Consider the following 15,235-nt stretch of genomic DNA (forward strand, 5'->3'; position numbering starts at 1 on the left):
CGCTCACCCGTTCCTGCGGTCGGACGCGCGGCCCGGTGACAGCCGCGGCGCGCGCATCATGCCGGTGGCGGCATCGGCCAGTGCCGGGGCCTGGCGCGGGGTGGGCAGGGGACGACGGGCGTCGTTGGACAGCCGCAGCAGGACCGCGAGCAGCGCATAGTTGGCGAGCAGACTCGACCCGCCGTACGCCATGAACGGCAGCGTCAGGCCGGTCAGTGGGATGAGGGTGGACACGCCGCCCACCACCACGAACACCTGGATCACGACGGTGAACGCCAGGCCCACGGCCACGAGCTTGCCGAAGCTGTCGCGGATGGTCAGCCCCACGCGGATCCCGCGCAGCACGAGGATCAGGTACACCATCAGGACGGCGGCCAGGCCGATCAGGCCCAGTTCCTCGCCGACGGTGGAGGTGATGAAGTCGGTGTTCGCGAACGGCACCTGGTCGGGCCGACCGTTGCCGAGCCCGGTGCCACCCATCCCGCCGGACGCGAGCCCGAACAGCGCCTGCGAGCTCTGGTAGCCGCCCGTGTCGAAGTAGGCGAACGGGTCCTGCCAGATCTGGAACCGCACCCGCACGTGCCCGAACAGGGCGTACGCGAGCACACCGCCGATCGCCACCAGCACCACGCCGATGAGCAGCCAGCTCACGCGCTCGGTGGCCACGTACAGCATCGTCAGCACGGTGGCGAAGATCAGCAGCGCCATGCCGAGGTCGGTGTTGAACACCAGCACGCCCAGCGACAAGAACCAGGCCACGATGATCGGCCCGAGGTCACGCGCACGCGGCAGGTCCACGCCGAGCACGCGCTTACCGGCAGTGGTGAACAGCTCCCGCTTCTCCACGAGGATCGACGCGAAGAACACGATGAGCAGGATCTTGGCGAACTCGCCGGGCTGGATGGTGAAGCCGGGCAGGATGATCCAGTTCTTGGCGCCGTTGATCTCGGAGAACCGGGCGGGCAGCACCGCGGGGATCGCCAGGAGCAGCAGTCCCGCGAAGCCGGTGGTGTAGCCGTATCGGGCCAGCACGCGGTGGTCGCGCAGGAAGAAGAGCACGCCGGCCATCACGGCGAGACCGATGAACGTCCACAGCAGTTGGCGGGTGACGTCCATGCCGGGCGGGTCGTTGCCGTTCGCGACGGCGCGTGACGCGTAGGCGAGGTCGAGCCGGTAGATGAGGACCAGCCCCAGCCCGTTGAGCAGCGCGACCCCGGGCAGCAGGACGGGATCGGCGTAGGGGGCCAACCAGCGGATGAGCAGGTGCGCGCCGCCGGTCAGGCCGAAGAACGCGAGCGTGATCCACAGCAGCGCGAGCGAGAGCTCCTGCTCCTGGGCGAGCTGGACGATGAGCAGCGAGAAGCCGACGATCACCGTGGCGGCGATCAGGAGGACGAGCTCCTTGCCGCGGCGCGGTCGGTCGGGGATCGCCTGCCCGCGGGGGTTGGTTGCGGGACCGGTCATGGTCAGCTCACCGCCCGGCAGTTCTCCCCGGGGACCTGCGGTGGGGCGGGACGCGCCGTGGGAGACGGCTCGCCGCCGTCCCTGCCGGGTGCGGGGTCGGCCGGCTCGGCGGCGGGATCGTCGGTGCCGCGCGGAGGAGCGTCGGCACCCGGCTCGGGATCGGCGGGATCGGGGGTCGGAGCGGGCGACGACGACGGCGCGTCGCCGGCACCGCCCTCGCCCGCGCGGGCCTGCTCCTCCTCGGGCTCGCAGGGGGGCAGGAGATTGTCCTGAGCGAGCCGGAGGACCTGGGAGTTGGCCTCGGACAGGCTGCCCGAGGGCATGCCGGCGCGGACGGTCTCCCTGGCGGGCTCACGGAGGTCACCGAGGGTGAACACGTCGCAGCCGGAGGGGATCGAATCCGGCTCGTGCATCGTCAGCATGCCCTCGGGGGTCAGGCATGCGACACGGCTGACGGAGGACAGGGCGATCCCGAACACGTCCCCGGAAATGCCCCGCTTGACCACGACCTGGCTCTCCTGATCGGTGACGAAATAGTTGCTGCGCACCAGCAGCGTCGAGACGCCCACGATCCCGGCGATCACGACGAGCACCCCGACCACGCTCAGGGCGAATCGCCAGCGGCTGCCGCGGGGCGGGTCGGCGTCGGCTTCGTCGTCGGACTCGGACCCGGCGCGCCCGGTGCTTCCGGCCTGCCCGCCCGAACGTCCGTCACCAGCGCCGTCGGCGCTGTCACCGTCGGCGCCCTCGCCGTTCCGGGAGGCGACCCGGGAGCGTGAGAACGCGGCGGCCTTGCCCGCCGCGGTGGCGGAGTAGGGATCGGCGGCGGGGTCCACGACGCCCGGCTCGTCCGAGGAGGCGGCACCCACGACCACCGGGATGACAGGGGTGTCGCGGGCGGACTCGACCACGTCGGCCACCACGACGGTGATGTTGTCCGGCCCGCCCGAGCGCAGCGCCAACTGCACCAAACGGTCGGCGGCCTCGTCGACGGAGCCGGCGGCGAGGGTCTCCGAGATCGTCGCGGTGCTCACCGGGTCGGAGAGGCCGTCCGAGCACAGCAGGTAGCGGTCGCCGATCCGCGCCTCGCGCGTGACCACGGTCGGCTCGACCGGTTCGCCGGTGAGCGCCTTGAGGATCAGTGAGCGGCGCGGATGCGAGTGGGCATCGTCCTCCGACAGTTCACCGCGGTCGACCAGCGACTGCACGAAGGTGTCGTCTTTGGTGATCTGCGACAGCTCGCCGTCGCGCAACAGGTAGGCACGCGAATCACCGACGTGGATCAGGCCCATGCGGCGGCCGTCGAACAGGAGCGCCGTAGCCGTGCAACCCATGCCGTCGGTCTCCGGGTGGGCGTTCACGTGCGCGGCGATCGCGCTGTTGCCGACGGTGAGGGCCCTGCTCAGGGTGCCGGTGAGGTCCTGCCCGGGCTCGTCCTCGTCCAACTTGGCCAGGGCCGCCACCACGAACTGGCTGGCTATCTCGCCGGCCGCGTGGCCACCCATCCCGTCGGCGAGCGCGAGAAGCCGGGGACCGGCGTAGGCCGAGTCCTCGTTGTTCTCCCGCACCATCCCCAGATGGGACCGCGCCGTGTAGACGAGTGCCGGCGTCACGCGCGTAGCTCGATCACGGTCTTGCCGATACGGATCGGCGTCCCGGCCTCCACCTTGACCGGGGTGGTGACCCTCGATCTGTCCAGATAGGTCCCGTTTGTCGACCCGAGGTCCTCGAGGAACCAGTCAGGGCCGTGTGGAGACAGTCTGGCGTGTTGGTTCGACGCGTAATCGTCGTCGATCACCAGCGTGCACGAGTCGGCCCGGCCCAACAGGACCGGTTGCTCGGACAGCGTGATGCGGGTGCCCGCCAGGGCGCCCTGCGTGACCACCAGGTGCCGGATCGTCTTGGAACCGCGGCTGAGGAAACCCCCCGTGCGGTCACCGCGACCGCCCGAGCGCATCCCCACATTTCCGAACACGTCGGTCCTGAGCGCGCGCAACGTCAGATAGATGAACAGCCACAGCAAGACCAGCAGAAGGCCACGCGAAAGCTGCAGAACGAGTCCCTGCATCGCTGTTGTCCTCCCCTCGCCGGTCTGTCACCTCTACCAACGTGTCATCGTCCCCCGGGGTTCCGGGGGACATTCCGCTGTAGTGGAGGCTAGTCGAACCGTACGACGATCTCCGAGTGCCCGACGCGGATCACATCCCCGTCGGCCAATTGCCAATCCTGCACGGGTCCACCGTTGACCGTGGTGCCGTTGGTCGAACCGAGGTCGGTCAGGAGTACCTCGCGGCCGTCGAACCGGATGTCCGCGTGCTGCCGCGACACACCGGTGTCCGGCAGGCGGAACGCCGCATCCTGACCGCGGCCGAGCAGGTTGGAACCCCGCTGCAGGCGGAAGGTGCGGCCGGAGCCGTCCTCGAGGTGCAGCGTCACCGTCAGCGATGATCGGCCCTGGGTGATCCGGGTCGGGGCGTCGGACGGGCCACCCCAGCCGGCGCCCTGGTCGGGCTGCCGTGCCGAGACGGGATAGTTGGACGCGGGTGCCTGCATGTCGTTGCTCTCCTTGCTCGCCCACGACGAATCGGACGCGGGCGACGACGGCGCCGGATGATCCGGGGCCGGAGCCGGCGCGGCGGCCGAGATGTGGAACGGAACGGCATCGGGATCCACGACCCCGTCGATGCGCATCTGTCCGGTGTGGAGATCGTCACGCTCGACGAATGTCACGGCCACCGGACCGTACGTCTCCCAGCCCTGCTCGCCGATGTGGTCCGAGAGATGGCGGGAGAAGGTCTTGACGGCCAGTGCCTCGTCCTCGGTGAACGACGCGTAGTCGGACCGGGCCAGGGTGATGGTGTAGCTGTTCGACACCAACAGGTGGCCGTCGACCACCTTGAGGGAGGCCTCCGCCTGCTTGCGTAGCTGGGCCTCCACCTCGGCCGCGACCACCTTGCCGCCGAAGAGACGGGCGAACGCGTCGCCCACAGCGCCCTGCAGGGTCCGTTCGAACTTGCCGACTATGCCCACGTCGCGCCTCCTCTCTCACCACATGTCGTGGCCTCTCGGGCACGACCGGTCGAGCCGCCCTCGGCGGCATCCGGTCGATCATAGAGGCGGAGGCCGCTCTAAGCACGCGCCAGAGTTGCGACTACTCGTTCGGTGATTCCCCGCGCGGAGCCGCGTACCAGCCCCCACCTGCTGATTAGTAGTGATCGGACAGGCCGTGTTAACGTATTCGAGCGTTACTCGGGCGAGTGGCGGAATGGCAGACGCGCTGGCTTCAGGTGCCAGTGTCCTTCGGGACGTGGGGGTTCAAGTCCCCCTTCGCCCACAGTCGAGATGTCCCGGATCAGATGATCCGGGACATTACTCATTTGCCCGGCTCGCTGTCTGGCAGGTTGTGCTCCGTCACTCCTGGGGTGCCGCCGCTACACCGGTTTCTGCACGCCGTGCTCGATCGGCACGAGCGAACGCAGCTGGGTGACGTGCCGCGGCTCGAGTTCCTCCACGGATCCGACCTGCAGCAGTTTCATGGTGCGCCGCACCTCGGAGGACAGGATCTCGATGGCCCGGTCCACGCCCTCGCGGCCCCCGGCCATGAGGCCGTAGAGGTAGGCCCTGCCTACGAGGGTGAACGAGGCGCCCATCGCGATGGCGGCGACGATGTCGGCGCCGTGCATGATGCCGGTGTCGATGATGATGTCCACGTCGCCCCCGACCGCTTTCCTGACGTCCGGGAGCAGGTGGAACGGCACCGGCGCGGTGTCGAGCTGGCGACCACCGTGGTTGGACAGGATGATGGCGTCCACACCCAGGTCCACGAGCTTTCGGGCGTCCTCGACGTTCTGGACCCCCTTGATGGCGAGCTTCCCGGGCCACATCCGGCGGATCTCCGCGAGGTCGTCGAAGTCGATCGACGGGTCCATCGCGCTGTCGAGCAACTGACCGACCGTGCCGCCGGTGGTCGTGAGCGAGGCGAACTCCAACTTCGGCGTGGTGAGGAAGTCCCACCACCACCAGGGCCGCGGGATGGCGTCGAGGATCGTCTTGGCGGTGAGCTGCGGCGGGATGGAGAACCCGTTGCGGGCGTCCCGCATGCGGTTGCCGGCGATCGGGGTGTCGACGGTGAAGAGCAGGGTGTCGAATCCGGCCGCCGCCGCGCGGTCGACCAGGCCGTAGGAGATGTCGCGGTCTTTCATCACGTACAGCTGGTACCAGAGGCGACCGTCCGCCGCGGTGGCGCGGACGTCCTCGATCGACGTGGTCCCCAGGGTGGAGAGGGAGAACGGGATACCGGCAGCGGCCGCAGCCCCGGCTCCGGCGATCTCGCCCTCGGTCTGCATGAGCCGGGTGAACCCGATCGGCGCGATGCCGAACGGCAGAGCGGACGGGCCACCGAGAATCGTAGTGGTGGTGTCGAGGTCCGAGACGTCGGTGAGCACGCCCGGGTGGAGTTCGACATCCTCGAACGCCTTTCGTGCGCGAGCGAGGGAGATCTCCCGGTCCGCCGAGCCGTCGGTGTAGTCGAACGCCGCGGCGGGAGTACGCCGCTTGGCGATCGCACGGAGATCCGGAATCGACTGCGCGCGGGACAGGCGGTTGGCCCGGAAATCCAGACTCGGCTTGCGGAACTGCATGAGTTCGAAGATCTCGCTCGGCTTCGGTACCTGACGCTTGACCATGACGATCGGCCGCCTTTCGTCGTCTGTTCCCGCACAGTGCGTGCCTTACGTCACACGGTAGGGGTCATCGTGCTGGCGGGCGACCGTGGTCGGAAACAAGGCGACGCACTCGCTGGGAGCGCTGCGGTCACGCTCGGGCGATACAGGTTCAGACCCGGCGGCCGGTGGGCGGCCCGGGTAGCGTGACGGCCATGCCCGCACCCTCGAACCCGCTCGGACGCGCCCGCCAGAACGTCATCTACCGAGCGGGGATCTCCGGGATCACGCCGAAGGTGCCGACCGAGGCGGGCCGCCTGGAGGCCGCGGCGAGGCGTTCGCTGCTGCGGCGCCCGGGCGGCCGCCGGGCGTGGGCGTATATCTACGGCGGCGCGGGCTCGGGTGCCACGATGGATGCCAACCGCGAGGCGTTCGACCGCCGCCGGATCGTGCCTCGGATGCTGCGGGACACCTCCGAGCGTGACCTCTCGGTGGAACTGTTCGGCCGACGGCTGCCCGCCCCGGTGCTGGTCGCCCCGATAGGCGCGGCTGGGCTCATCACCCGCGACGCGGACCTCGATGTGGGAGCGGCGGCCGCGGAGCGAGGTCTGCCCTACATCCTGTCCTCGCAGGGCTCCTCGCCGATGGAGGCGACCGCCGCCGCGATGGACGAAGCGTCCTCTACGGGCTCCGCCCCGCGGTGGTTCCAGCTGTACTGGAGCAAGGACGAGGCGCTGGTCGACAGCTTCATCGCCCGCGCGGAGGCCATCGATGCCGGTGCCCTGGTCGTCACGCTCGACACGACGCTGCTCGGGTGGCGGCCCTGGGACCTCGACCTGGGCTCGCTGCCGTTCACCCGCGGGGTCGGCATCGCCCAGTACACCTCGGATCCGCGGTTCGCCGAGCTCGTCGCCGAGCGGGTGGCCACCGATGTGGAGGACGAACCGGTGACGGTGACGCCGCAGGCGGTCCGGACGATGCTGGAGATGGCTCGCAACCACCCGGGCCGACTCCTCGACAACCTCCGCGCGCCCGAGACCCGCGCCGCGGTCCAGACCTTCCTCGACACGTTCTCCAACCCCGCCCTCAGCTGGGATCACCTCGCCACATTGCGCGAGCGGACGCGTCTGCCGATCGTGCTCAAGGGCGTCCTGCACCCGGACGACGCGCGGCGCGCGTTCGATAACGGCGTCGACGCGGTGATGGTCTCCAACCACGGCGGACGGCAGGTCGACGGGTCCGTCGGCACCCTCGACGCACTGGTCCGGATCCGCGAAGCCGTCGGCGCCGAGCCCACCGTCCTGCTCGACTCGGGCATTCGCGGTGGTGCGGACGTCATCAAGGCGATGGCCTGCGGCGCCGACGCCGTCACCCTGGGCCGACCGCACCTCTACGGACTCGCCATCGCGGGACGGCGCGGAGTCGGTGAGGTCCTCGACAACCTGCTCGCCGAGATCGACCTGACGCTGTCGCTGAGCGGCGTGAACTCGTGGGACGAGATCGACGGGTCACTTCTGAGCTGAGGCGCCCCTCACGTTTTTGTGGGATGTCTCACAGAATGAGCCGCCCGGGCTGTACCGGGTCGAATCGGTGCGACGATGTCCCGTAGGCTCAGCCGGAAGTTCTCCCGGCAGTCAAGGCGGCACCCCCGTCTGCTCCCGGGGGAGACGCCGCCACGGCGGACGAGGTACGGGCCACCCTTTTGCCCTGCACCGCCTCGTGAGCTCCGATCGGTCGATCGTTGACTGGAGCGCTCGGGCCCGAGCACGTCTCGGGATCCGAGAGACAAATAGATACGTCTCGCAGAGATGAACGTCGGAGCCGGTGCGCAGCACCGGCTCGTTCACAACGCTGTCAAAGGAAACCCTAATGGCCTCGAGCCTTGAAGAGATCCCAGATATGACCCCGGACACTGACGTCCGGGATGCCGCGGAGGCACCCTCGGTGATCGGTGTGGTCGCGGAGTCAGGCCCTGCGGAGAACCGCGTCGCGGCCACCCCCGCGACCGTGGCCAAGCTGATCGGCCTGGGGTACCGGGTCGTCGTGGAGTCCGGTGCCGGCACGCGTGCCGAGTTCGCCGACGCGTCTTACACCGAGTCCGGTGCCGAGCTGGTCGACGGTGACACTGCCTGGTCGAGCGATGTCGTGATGAAGGTCGCCGTCCCCACCGAGGACGAGGTCGGACGACTTCGATCCGGCGCGACGCTGGTGAGCCTTCTGGCCCCCGCGCAGAACGAGCGTCTGCTCACCCTGCTGACCGAGCGTGGCGTGACCGCGCTGGCCATGGACGCGGTGCCGCGTATCTCGCGTGCCCAGTCGATGGACGTGCTGTCGTCGATGGCCAACATCGCCGGCTACCGCGCCGTGATCGAGGCCGCCCACCACTTCGGCCGTTTCTTCACCGGCCAGGTCACCGCCGCGGGCAAGGTCCCGCCGGCCAAGGTCCTCGTCGCGGGCGCCGGTGTCGCCGGCCTGGCCGCCATCGGTGCGGCCTCGAGCCTCGGCGCGATCGTGCGTGCGACCGACCCGCGGCCCGAGGTCGCGGACCAGGTCAAGTCGATTGGTGGCGAGTATCTACCGGTCGAGGTTCCGGACGAGGAGAAAGAGGTCTCCTCCGACGGCTATGCCAAGGCCACAAGTGAGGCCTACGACCGCGCTGCCGCCGATCTGTACACCACGCAGGCCGCGGACGTGGACATCATCATCACCACGGCCCTGATACCGGGCCGCGCCGCCCCGCGCCTGATCACCGCCGCCGATGTGGCCTCGATGAAGCGCGGATCGGTCATCGTCGACATGGCCGCCGCCCAGGGCGGGAACGTCGAGGGCAGTGTCGCCGACGAGGTCGTGGTGACCGAGAACGGCGTCACGATCATCGGCTACACCGACCTGGCGGGGCGTCTGCCGGCGCAGGCCTCGCAGCTGTACGGCACGAACCTGGTCAACCTGACCAAGCTCGTCACGCCCGAGAAGGACGGCGTGTGGGCCCTGGACATGGAGGACGTCGTCCAGCGCGGGGTCACCGTCACCAAGGGCGGCGAGCTCATGTGGCCGCCGCCGCCCGTGCAGGTCAGCGCAGCCCCGGCCGTCGCGGCTGCCGCTGCGCCGGCCGAGGTGCCCGAAGAGAAGAAGAAGATGTCGTCCGGCGCCAAGATGGGCCTGATCGGCCTCGGCATGGCGCTGCTGCTGGTGCTGATCGCGATCGCCCCGGGCGATATGCCGCAGCACATCACGGTGTTCGTGCTGGCGATCGTGATCGGCTACTACGTCATCGGCAACGTGCACCACGCGTTGCACACCCCGCTGATGTCGGTCACCAACGCGATCTCCGGCGTGATCGTCGTCGGCGCCCTGCTGCAGGTGGGCATCGACAACTCCGTCGGCCTGGCCCTGGCCGCCATCGCGATCCTCGTCGCGTCCATCAACGTCTTCGGCGGTTTCGCCGTGACCCGTCGCATGCTCGGCATGTTCTCGAAGGGAGCCTGAGACCATGTCACTCGTGACCGCCGCCAACGCGGCCTACCTCGTCGCAGCGCTGCTGTTCATCCTGTCCCTGGCAGGCCTGTCCAAGCATGAGACCGCCCGTCGCGGGCTGACCTTCGGTATCGCCGGCATGGCCATCGCCCTGGTGGCCACCGTCGTCCTGGTTCTCGATCACCAGCCCGCCACGATCGGCATCGCCCTGATGGCCGTCGCCGTCATCGTCGGTGCCGGGATCGGCCTGATGCGCGCGCGGAGCGTGCAGATGACCGAGATGCCCGAGCTCATCGCTCTCCTGCATTCGTTCGTCGGTCTGGCCGCCGTGCTGGTGGGCTGGAACGGCTACCTCGAGCCCGAGCTCCACGGTGAGCTGACCGGCTCCCTGCTGGGCATCCACCACGCCGAGGTGTTCATCGGTGTGTTCATCGGTGCGGTGACCTTCACCGGCTCGATCGTGGCCTACCTCAAGCTCTCGGCCAAGATGAAGTCCGCGCCGCTGGTCCTGCCCGGCAAGAACCTGATCAACGCCGGAATCATCGTGGCGTTCATCGTGCTGACGGTGTGGTTCGTGATCACGCCGGCGCTGTGGATGCTCGTCGTCGTCACCGTCCTCGCCCTGGCGCTGGGCTGGCACCTGGTGGCCTCCATCGGCGGCGGCGACATGCCCGTCGTGGTGTCGATGCTCAACTCGTACTCCGGCTGGGCGGCCGCGGCCACCGGCTTCCTGCTCGGCAACGACCTGCTGATCGTGACCGGCGCGCTCGTCGGCTCCTCGGGCGCCTACCTGTCCTACATCATGTGCAAGGCGATGAACCGCTCGTTCTTCTCCGTCATCATGGGCGGCTTCGGTATCGAGGCCTCGTCCGGTGAGGGCAAGGACCACGGCGAGCACACCGAGATCGACGTGGCCGGCGCGGCCGAGATGCTCGCCAATGCGAACTCGGTGATCATCGCGCCGGGTTACGGCATGGCCGTGGCCCAGGCGCAGTACCCGGTCGCTGACCTGACCCGCACCCTGCGGGACCGCGGCGTGGACGTGCGGTTCGCCGTCCACCCCGTCGCCGGTCGTCTGCCCGGCCACATGAACGTGCTGCTGGCCGAGGCCAAGGTGCCGTACGACATCGTGCTCGAGCTCGACGAGATCAACGACGACTTCGCCGACACCGACGTCGTGCTGGTCATCGGCGCCAACGACACGGTCAACCCGGACGCCGCCGAGGACCCGGGCAGCCCGATCGCCGGCATGCCCGTGCTGCACGTGTGGGAGGCCTCGAACGTCATCGTGTTCAAGCGCTCCATGGCCGCCGGTTACGCCGGTGTCCAGAACCCGCTGTTCTTCCGCGACAACACCGACATGCTGTTCGGTGACGCCAAGGACCGCGTCGGCGACATCCTGACCGCCGTCAAGGAGCAGCAGGGCGCGAACGCCTGACGTTGCGGGCGGGGCGCGACCGATTGGCGCTCGAGCTCCCGCCGGTCTCATCGATAAGAGGGTTTCGACCACATCGTGCGAGTAGATGTGGCCGAAACCCTCTTGTCGATGGTGGGGGGTCACCGCGCCCATCGCGTCGGCGCTGATCCCGGAGCGCCATTCGCCTGACCGTTCCGGGCAGAGCCCGACGGAGGCGGCTTCAGGGCCGTGTGGCCGACATCTCGGTTGCCGTGACGGCCGCACCGCCGAGAGTCGGCGCGGCCGCATCACGCTTGCGCCGCACGTAGATCTGCTTGCGCACCCGCGCCACGACCTGGCCGTTGTCGTCGGTCAGGTCGGTGCTGAACCACCGCAGTACCTTCTCACCGCCGGCGGCCGCGTCGCGGATCTCGGTGACCTGCTCGGCGGTTACCTCGAACTCCGCGTGGACGGCCGTGCGCCCGGGGGAGACGAAGTCGATCTCACCGGCGACGTCCCACACCACGTACTCCGACCCCAGGCGGCGCATCAGCAGGAACATCCAGAACGGGTCGGACATGGAGAACAGTGAGCCGCCGAACGCCGTGCCGACGTAGTTGGTGTTCCACGGCCGGCGGTTCAGCCGCACGCGAGCCCGGCTGAAGTCCGGGGCGATGTGCTCGACGCGGACGCCCGCCGCGAGATAGGGCGGCCAGAGGCTCATCCCGATCTGCATCCCCCGCGCGGAGGACAGTGCCCGCTTGATGGGTCCGACCTGCTGTGACATGCCTGCTCCGTTCCCCGGGGACGATCGATGGGTTCGCCCTGTCGCAGCTTTACTATGGCATAGAGCATAGTGCGTAGAGTGCAGGGCATGCCCACAGGGAGATCGAGTACGCCGGAGGCCGGGCGGACGCGTCGCGGTGCGACGCGCGAGAAGATGGTCCGCACCGCCGCGGTCCTGTTGCGGGAAAACGGGGTGGCGGGGACGACCATCGACAAGGTCCTGGCGGCCAGCGGTGCACCGCGAGGGTCCGTCTACCACCACTTTCCCCGCGGACGCGCGCAACTGCTGTCGGAGGCGGTCGAGTTCGCGACGGACTCGATCATCGAGCTCGCCGGGGCGGCGGGGGAGGGCGATCCGGCTGTCGCGCTGGACGCGTTCGTCGCGCTCTGGCGCGAGCAGTTGGTCGCCAGCGACTACCGCGCGGGATGTCCGGTGCTCGCCGTGGTGGTGGACTCCGATCCGGCATTGCCCGAGCTGACCGAGCAGGCGGGGGAGGCGTTTGGGCGGTGGCAGTCGGTGTTAGCGCGGATGTTGGGGGAGAGAGGGATGACCGCGACGTCGGCGGATCGCCTCGCCCTGCAGTCGCTGTGCATTCTCGAAGGGGCGGTGGCCGTGTCTCGGGCGCGTCGGGGGATCAGCCCGCTCGATGAGGCCGCGCAGGCCATCCGGACGCTGTACGAGGCCGAAGTGAATCGCGCCGGAGTCATCTCCTGACCGGAGCGGCGAGTTTCACGTGGAACTCGGCGGTCCGGGGCGGAGTAGTGCGGGAAGCAGCTCCTCCTCGGCCAGCTCGAGGAACGGGCCCTGGTCCGCGGCCACGTGGTGGAGTTAGATCTCGTCGACGCCCAGGTCCTCGTATTGACGTAGGCGCGAGACCAGCTCGGGCACCGAGTCTGTGACGATCATGCCCTCCGACCAGCGTTCCCAGAACTCGACGGTGGACCGAAGCGCCTCGTCGGTGTCCGGGTGTGGGGGCGGGTCCTGGTAGGAGGGGAACCACGACATGTCCCAGTCGAGCACCTCGCCGGCGGTCAGCGAGAACCGGCCCATGAGCCGGTCGGCCCGGCAGCCGGTCCGCGTGTCCTCCTCCTCGTCCGGCCAGTGCAGCTCCGGCCCGGTGACGATCAACCCGTCCGGGCCGGCGATGGCCAGCAGGGCCCGTTCGCCGCCGTCCAGGTCGACAGCGCGCGTCCACGGGGTGGCCCGAGCGTAGTCGGAGCGTATGCGCACGTCGTGCTCGACGTCCACCTCGCCGTCGTCGCACCTCACCCGTCGCGCCAAGTCGCCGCTGCCGGCGGCGCGGGGCAGGAAGTCGATCACCCGCACCGTTCCGCCCGGGGCGCGCCACGGGTCTCCAGGACGAACGTGCCGGGGAGGTACCGGCGCCCGGTCACCTCACCGTCGACCGCGGTGAGCGACCACCGTCCGTCCTCGGCTCCGCTGAGTAGGGCGGAGAACACGGACGGGGAGTCGAAACGGGGCAGACACAGCCAGTCGATGCTGCCGTCGCGGGAGACGAGCGCGGCGGTGTTCAGGACCGACAGCAGCGCGTACTGCTCGAGCGGCGTGGACACCGGCTGCTAGAAGATCGGCTTGCCGCCGGTCACACCGAGCACGGTGCCGGAGACGTAGCTGGCGTCGGAGGGCGAGGCGAGGAACACGTAGGCGCCCGCGCACTCGCCGGGCTGGCCCGCCCGCCCCAGCGGGGTGTCGCCGCCGAACTTCTCGAGCTTCTCGCCGTCCTGGGTGGCCGGCTGCAGCGGCGTCCAGATGGGACCGGGCGCCACCGCGTTGACGCGGATGCCCCGCTCGCCCAGCTCGTTGGCGAGATTCACGGTGAGGTTGTTCAGGGCGGCCTTGGTGGAGGCGTAGTCCAGCAGCGGCGGGGCCGGCTGATAGGCCTGGATGGACGTGGTGTTGATGATCGACGAGCCCTCGCCGAGGAACTCCAGGGCCTCCTGGCTGGCCCAGAAGGTGGCGTAGAGGTTGGTCTTCATGACCCGGTCGAGGTTCTCGGTATCCAGCGTCTCGAGGCCGGCGCCGCGCGCGTGCTGGTAGCCGGCATTGTTGACCAGCACGTCCAGTCCGCCGAGCTGCGCGGCGGCGTCGCGGACCATCTTCCGGCACTCCTGCTCATTCCGGACGTCGGCGGGCAGCAGAACTGCCTTGCGACCGGCCTTCTCCACCCACGCCGCTGTCTCCTCGGCGTCGGGCTGTTCGACCTGCAGGTAGCCGATCGCCACGTCCGCGCCCTCGCGGGCGAACGCGATGGCGGTGGCGCGGCCGATCCCCGAGTCGCCACCGGTGATGAGTGCGCGCAGCCCCTCGAGCCGTCCGGAACCGCGGTAGCTCTGCTCGCCGTGGTCGGGCCGCGGGCTCATCTCGCCGGTCAGGCCGGGGGGCTCCTGCTCCTGCGCGGGGAAGCCGCCCTCTGCGTTGGTCAGTGCTCTGGCATTCCGTGCGATATCGCTCGTGGTGCTCATGTCCCGACCGTAGGGGAGGATCAGGCGTGGCCCCACCGGTCGGCGTCCGCGGTGGTCGATGTCGCGGGCCTGACGACGACGATGCCGTGTGTTCCGCGGCGGGTCGGTCAGCTGAGGCCCGGGCCCCCGCTCATTCGTGGTGCACCGCGTCCGTGCACCGCAGCCGGAGCTTCTCCAGTTGCTCGCCCTGCTCTCGGGCGCGGGCGGCCAGTTCCTCGAGGGTGGCCTGGGGGAGCCGCGGGTCGGCCATTGTCACTGAGGTCTGATCACAGAAGCGAGAATCCTGCCGGTAGTCCAGATCGACCAGTGAGGGCCAGCACCGTCTTTATGCGGTCGGACGGGGACGCGATGTCGGCGAGAAGTGCCACACAGTAGGCCGCGGCCTCGGTGTGTGCATGTGGGATCGGCTGCTGAGATGCCGACGCGAGGTCGATTCCGTGGACGGTCAGTTCGAATGCACGGGTGGGGAGGTAGTCCATGAGTGTCATCGTCCCGACAGGGGTGGCGACCAGTGCATTATCGGGGCTGGCATCGACCACGGCGGTCACGCGTTGAGCGATGTCGAGCGCGGCGTTGATTGGATTCTCTCCCAGCGCGGCCCCGGCGTCCCGGCCCCGCGCGATGACCTCGGTAGGGTCGGCGAGCCCGCCAGCAGCGGCGGCGTGAAAGTACGCCGCCGGGCTTGCCAGATCCGGTGCTGACGTGCCGGCCGAAGACCGGAGATAGGACTCGGTGGTGAGAAACGCCCGGGTGGTGTGACCGAGGAGAGCCCGTAGGTCCCAGTCACCCAATCCGGGCCGCGTGAGATCGGTGGAGCGGAGGCCTTCGGTGACATGGATGAATCCCTCGGCCGCCAGATCGAACCACGTTCGATGCATCATCGGGCAAGTCTTCCTGCCGCATATCGGGGTAGTCAATGCTCACAGCGCTATCGGGAGGCCATCTCCGCGCGCTCGACAGTTTCACCGCG

Annotated in this window: 15 protein-coding genes and 1 tRNA gene; 5 read left to right on the forward strand and 11 right to left on the reverse strand. The window is 69.3% G+C overall.

Annotated features, from left to right (window positions below; genetic code table 11):
- Positions 1-3: 3 nt before the first annotated feature.
- From ACWGLC_RS02005 to ACWGLC_RS02020, 4 genes are all read right to left on the reverse strand, one after another.
- Positions 4-1,464 (reverse strand): FtsW/RodA/SpoVE family cell cycle protein, encoded by a 1,461-nt coding sequence (locus ACWGLC_RS02005; protein ID WP_452098328.1) that lies wholly within the window; start codon positions 1,462-1,464, stop codon positions 4-6.
- Positions 1,465-1,466: 2 nt separating this feature from the next.
- Positions 1,467-3,077: a PP2C family protein-serine/threonine phosphatase gene (locus tag ACWGLC_RS02010; RefSeq protein ID WP_452098329.1), complete on the reverse strand. Its 1,611-nt coding sequence runs from the start codon at positions 3,075-3,077 to the stop codon at positions 1,467-1,469.
- Entirely contained in the window at positions 3,074-3,532 is a 459-nt protein-coding gene (locus ACWGLC_RS02015) for an FHA domain-containing protein FhaB/FipA (protein ID WP_452098330.1), read from the reverse strand. The genes ACWGLC_RS02010 and ACWGLC_RS02015 overlap by 4 nt, the downstream gene beginning before the upstream one ends.
- An 89-nt stretch (positions 3,533-3,621) precedes the next feature.
- A complete protein-coding gene (locus ACWGLC_RS02020; protein ID WP_452098331.1) occupies positions 3,622-4,494 on the reverse strand; it encodes a DUF3662 and FHA domain-containing protein in 873 nt (290 codons plus the stop codon).
- 221 nt (positions 4,495-4,715) lie between these two features.
- Between ACWGLC_RS02020 and ACWGLC_RS02025 the strand changes: the two genes are divergently transcribed.
- Positions 4,716-4,798: transfer RNA gene (locus tag ACWGLC_RS02025), tRNA-Leu, on the forward strand.
- Between the two features lie 97 nt (positions 4,799-4,895).
- Here ACWGLC_RS02025 and ACWGLC_RS02030 read toward each other — a convergent pair.
- A complete protein-coding gene (locus ACWGLC_RS02030; protein WP_452098332.1) occupies positions 4,896-6,149 on the reverse strand; it encodes an alpha-hydroxy acid oxidase in 1,254 nt (417 codons plus the stop codon).
- A 191-nt stretch (positions 6,150-6,340) separates the two neighbouring features.
- Between ACWGLC_RS02030 and ACWGLC_RS02035 the strand changes: the two genes are divergently transcribed.
- The 3 genes from ACWGLC_RS02035 (at position 6,341) to pntB (ending at position 11,037) form a co-directional block, all read left to right on the forward strand.
- Entirely contained in the window at positions 6,341-7,648 is a 1,308-nt protein-coding gene (locus ACWGLC_RS02035; protein ID WP_452098333.1) for an alpha-hydroxy-acid oxidizing protein, read from the forward strand.
- Positions 7,649-8,024: 376 nt separating this feature from the next.
- Complete coding sequence (locus tag ACWGLC_RS02040) at positions 8,025-9,611, forward strand: Re/Si-specific NAD(P)(+) transhydrogenase subunit alpha (protein WP_452098334.1); 1,587 nt, start codon at positions 8,025-8,027, stop codon at positions 9,609-9,611.
- 4 nt (positions 9,612-9,615) lie between these two features.
- Positions 9,616-11,037 (forward strand): Re/Si-specific NAD(P)(+) transhydrogenase subunit beta, encoded by a 1,422-nt coding sequence (pntB, locus tag ACWGLC_RS02045; RefSeq protein ID WP_452098335.1) that lies wholly within the window; start codon positions 9,616-9,618, stop codon positions 11,035-11,037.
- A gap of 199 nt (positions 11,038-11,236) precedes the next feature.
- Here the strand turns inward: pntB and ACWGLC_RS02050 are convergent, their stop codons facing one another.
- Positions 11,237-11,782, reverse strand: coding sequence for a DUF4442 domain-containing protein (locus tag ACWGLC_RS02050; RefSeq protein ID WP_452098336.1), 546 nt, complete (start codon positions 11,780-11,782; stop codon positions 11,237-11,239).
- 87 nt (positions 11,783-11,869) lie between these two features.
- Between ACWGLC_RS02050 and ACWGLC_RS02055 the strand changes: the two genes are divergently transcribed.
- On the forward strand, positions 11,870-12,496 hold the full coding sequence (locus ACWGLC_RS02055; protein WP_452098337.1) for a TetR/AcrR family transcriptional regulator: 627 nt from the start codon (positions 11,870-11,872) through the stop codon (positions 12,494-12,496).
- Between the two features lie 114 nt (positions 12,497-12,610).
- On the opposite strand, the gene ACWGLC_RS02060 is transcribed toward ACWGLC_RS02055, so the two are convergent.
- From ACWGLC_RS02060 to ACWGLC_RS02080, 5 genes are all read right to left on the reverse strand, one after another.
- Complete coding sequence (locus ACWGLC_RS02060; protein WP_452098338.1) at positions 12,611-13,102, reverse strand: hypothetical protein; 492 nt, start codon at positions 13,100-13,102, stop codon at positions 12,611-12,613.
- A complete protein-coding gene (locus ACWGLC_RS02065; RefSeq protein ID WP_452098339.1) occupies positions 13,099-13,356 on the reverse strand; it encodes a trehalase-like domain-containing protein in 258 nt (85 codons plus the stop codon). The genes ACWGLC_RS02060 and ACWGLC_RS02065 overlap by 4 nt, the downstream gene beginning before the upstream one ends.
- A 6-nt stretch (positions 13,357-13,362) precedes the next feature.
- Positions 13,363-14,265 carry an SDR family oxidoreductase gene (locus ACWGLC_RS02070; protein ID WP_452098340.1) on the reverse strand — a complete coding sequence of 301 codons (903 nt, stop codon included), beginning with the start codon at positions 14,263-14,265 and terminating at the stop codon, positions 13,363-13,365.
- A gap of 130 nt (positions 14,266-14,395) precedes the next feature.
- Positions 14,396-14,521, reverse strand: coding sequence for a hypothetical protein (locus ACWGLC_RS02075; protein ID WP_452098341.1), 126 nt, complete (start codon positions 14,519-14,521; stop codon positions 14,396-14,398).
- 10 nt (positions 14,522-14,531) lie between these two features.
- Entirely contained in the window at positions 14,532-15,146 is a 615-nt protein-coding gene (locus ACWGLC_RS02080) for a maleylpyruvate isomerase N-terminal domain-containing protein (RefSeq protein WP_452098342.1), read from the reverse strand.
- Positions 15,147-15,235 lie beyond the last annotated feature (89 nt).

It is taken from the genome of Dietzia sp. NPDC055877 (assembly GCF_053615975.1).

Bases quoted from the DNA above. Each gene is read 5' to 3' on its own strand.
- ACWGLC_RS02005 (WP_452098328.1), bottom strand. From the start codon at position 1,464: ATGACCGGTCCCGCAACCAACCCCCGCGGGCAGGCGATCCCCGACCGA.
- ACWGLC_RS02015 (WP_452098330.1), bottom strand. From the start codon at position 3,532: ATGCAGGGACTCGTTCTGCAGCTTTCGCGTGGCCTTCTGCTGGTCTTG.
- ACWGLC_RS02030 (WP_452098332.1), bottom strand. From the start codon at position 6,149: ATGGTCAAGCGTCAGGTACCGAAGCCGAGCGAGATCTTCGAACTCATG.
- ACWGLC_RS02035 (WP_452098333.1), top strand. From the start codon at position 6,341: ATGCCCGCACCCTCGAACCCGCTCGGACGCGCCCGCCAGAACGTCATC.
- ACWGLC_RS02040 (WP_452098334.1), top strand. From the start codon at position 8,025: ATGACCCCGGACACTGACGTCCGGGATGCCGCGGAGGCACCCTCGGTG.
- pntB (WP_452098335.1), top strand. From the start codon at position 9,616: ATGTCACTCGTGACCGCCGCCAACGCGGCCTACCTCGTCGCAGCGCTG.
- ACWGLC_RS02050 (WP_452098336.1), bottom strand. From the start codon at position 11,782: ATGTCACAGCAGGTCGGACCCATCAAGCGGGCACTGTCCTCCGCGCGG.
- ACWGLC_RS02055 (WP_452098337.1), top strand. From the start codon at position 11,870: ATGCCCACAGGGAGATCGAGTACGCCGGAGGCCGGGCGGACGCGTCGC.
- ACWGLC_RS02070 (WP_452098340.1), bottom strand. From the start codon at position 14,265: ATGAGCACCACGAGCGATATCGCACGGAATGCCAGAGCACTGACCAAC.
- ACWGLC_RS02080 (WP_452098342.1), bottom strand. From the start codon at position 15,146: ATGATGCATCGAACGTGGTTCGATCTGGCGGCCGAGGGATTCATCCAT.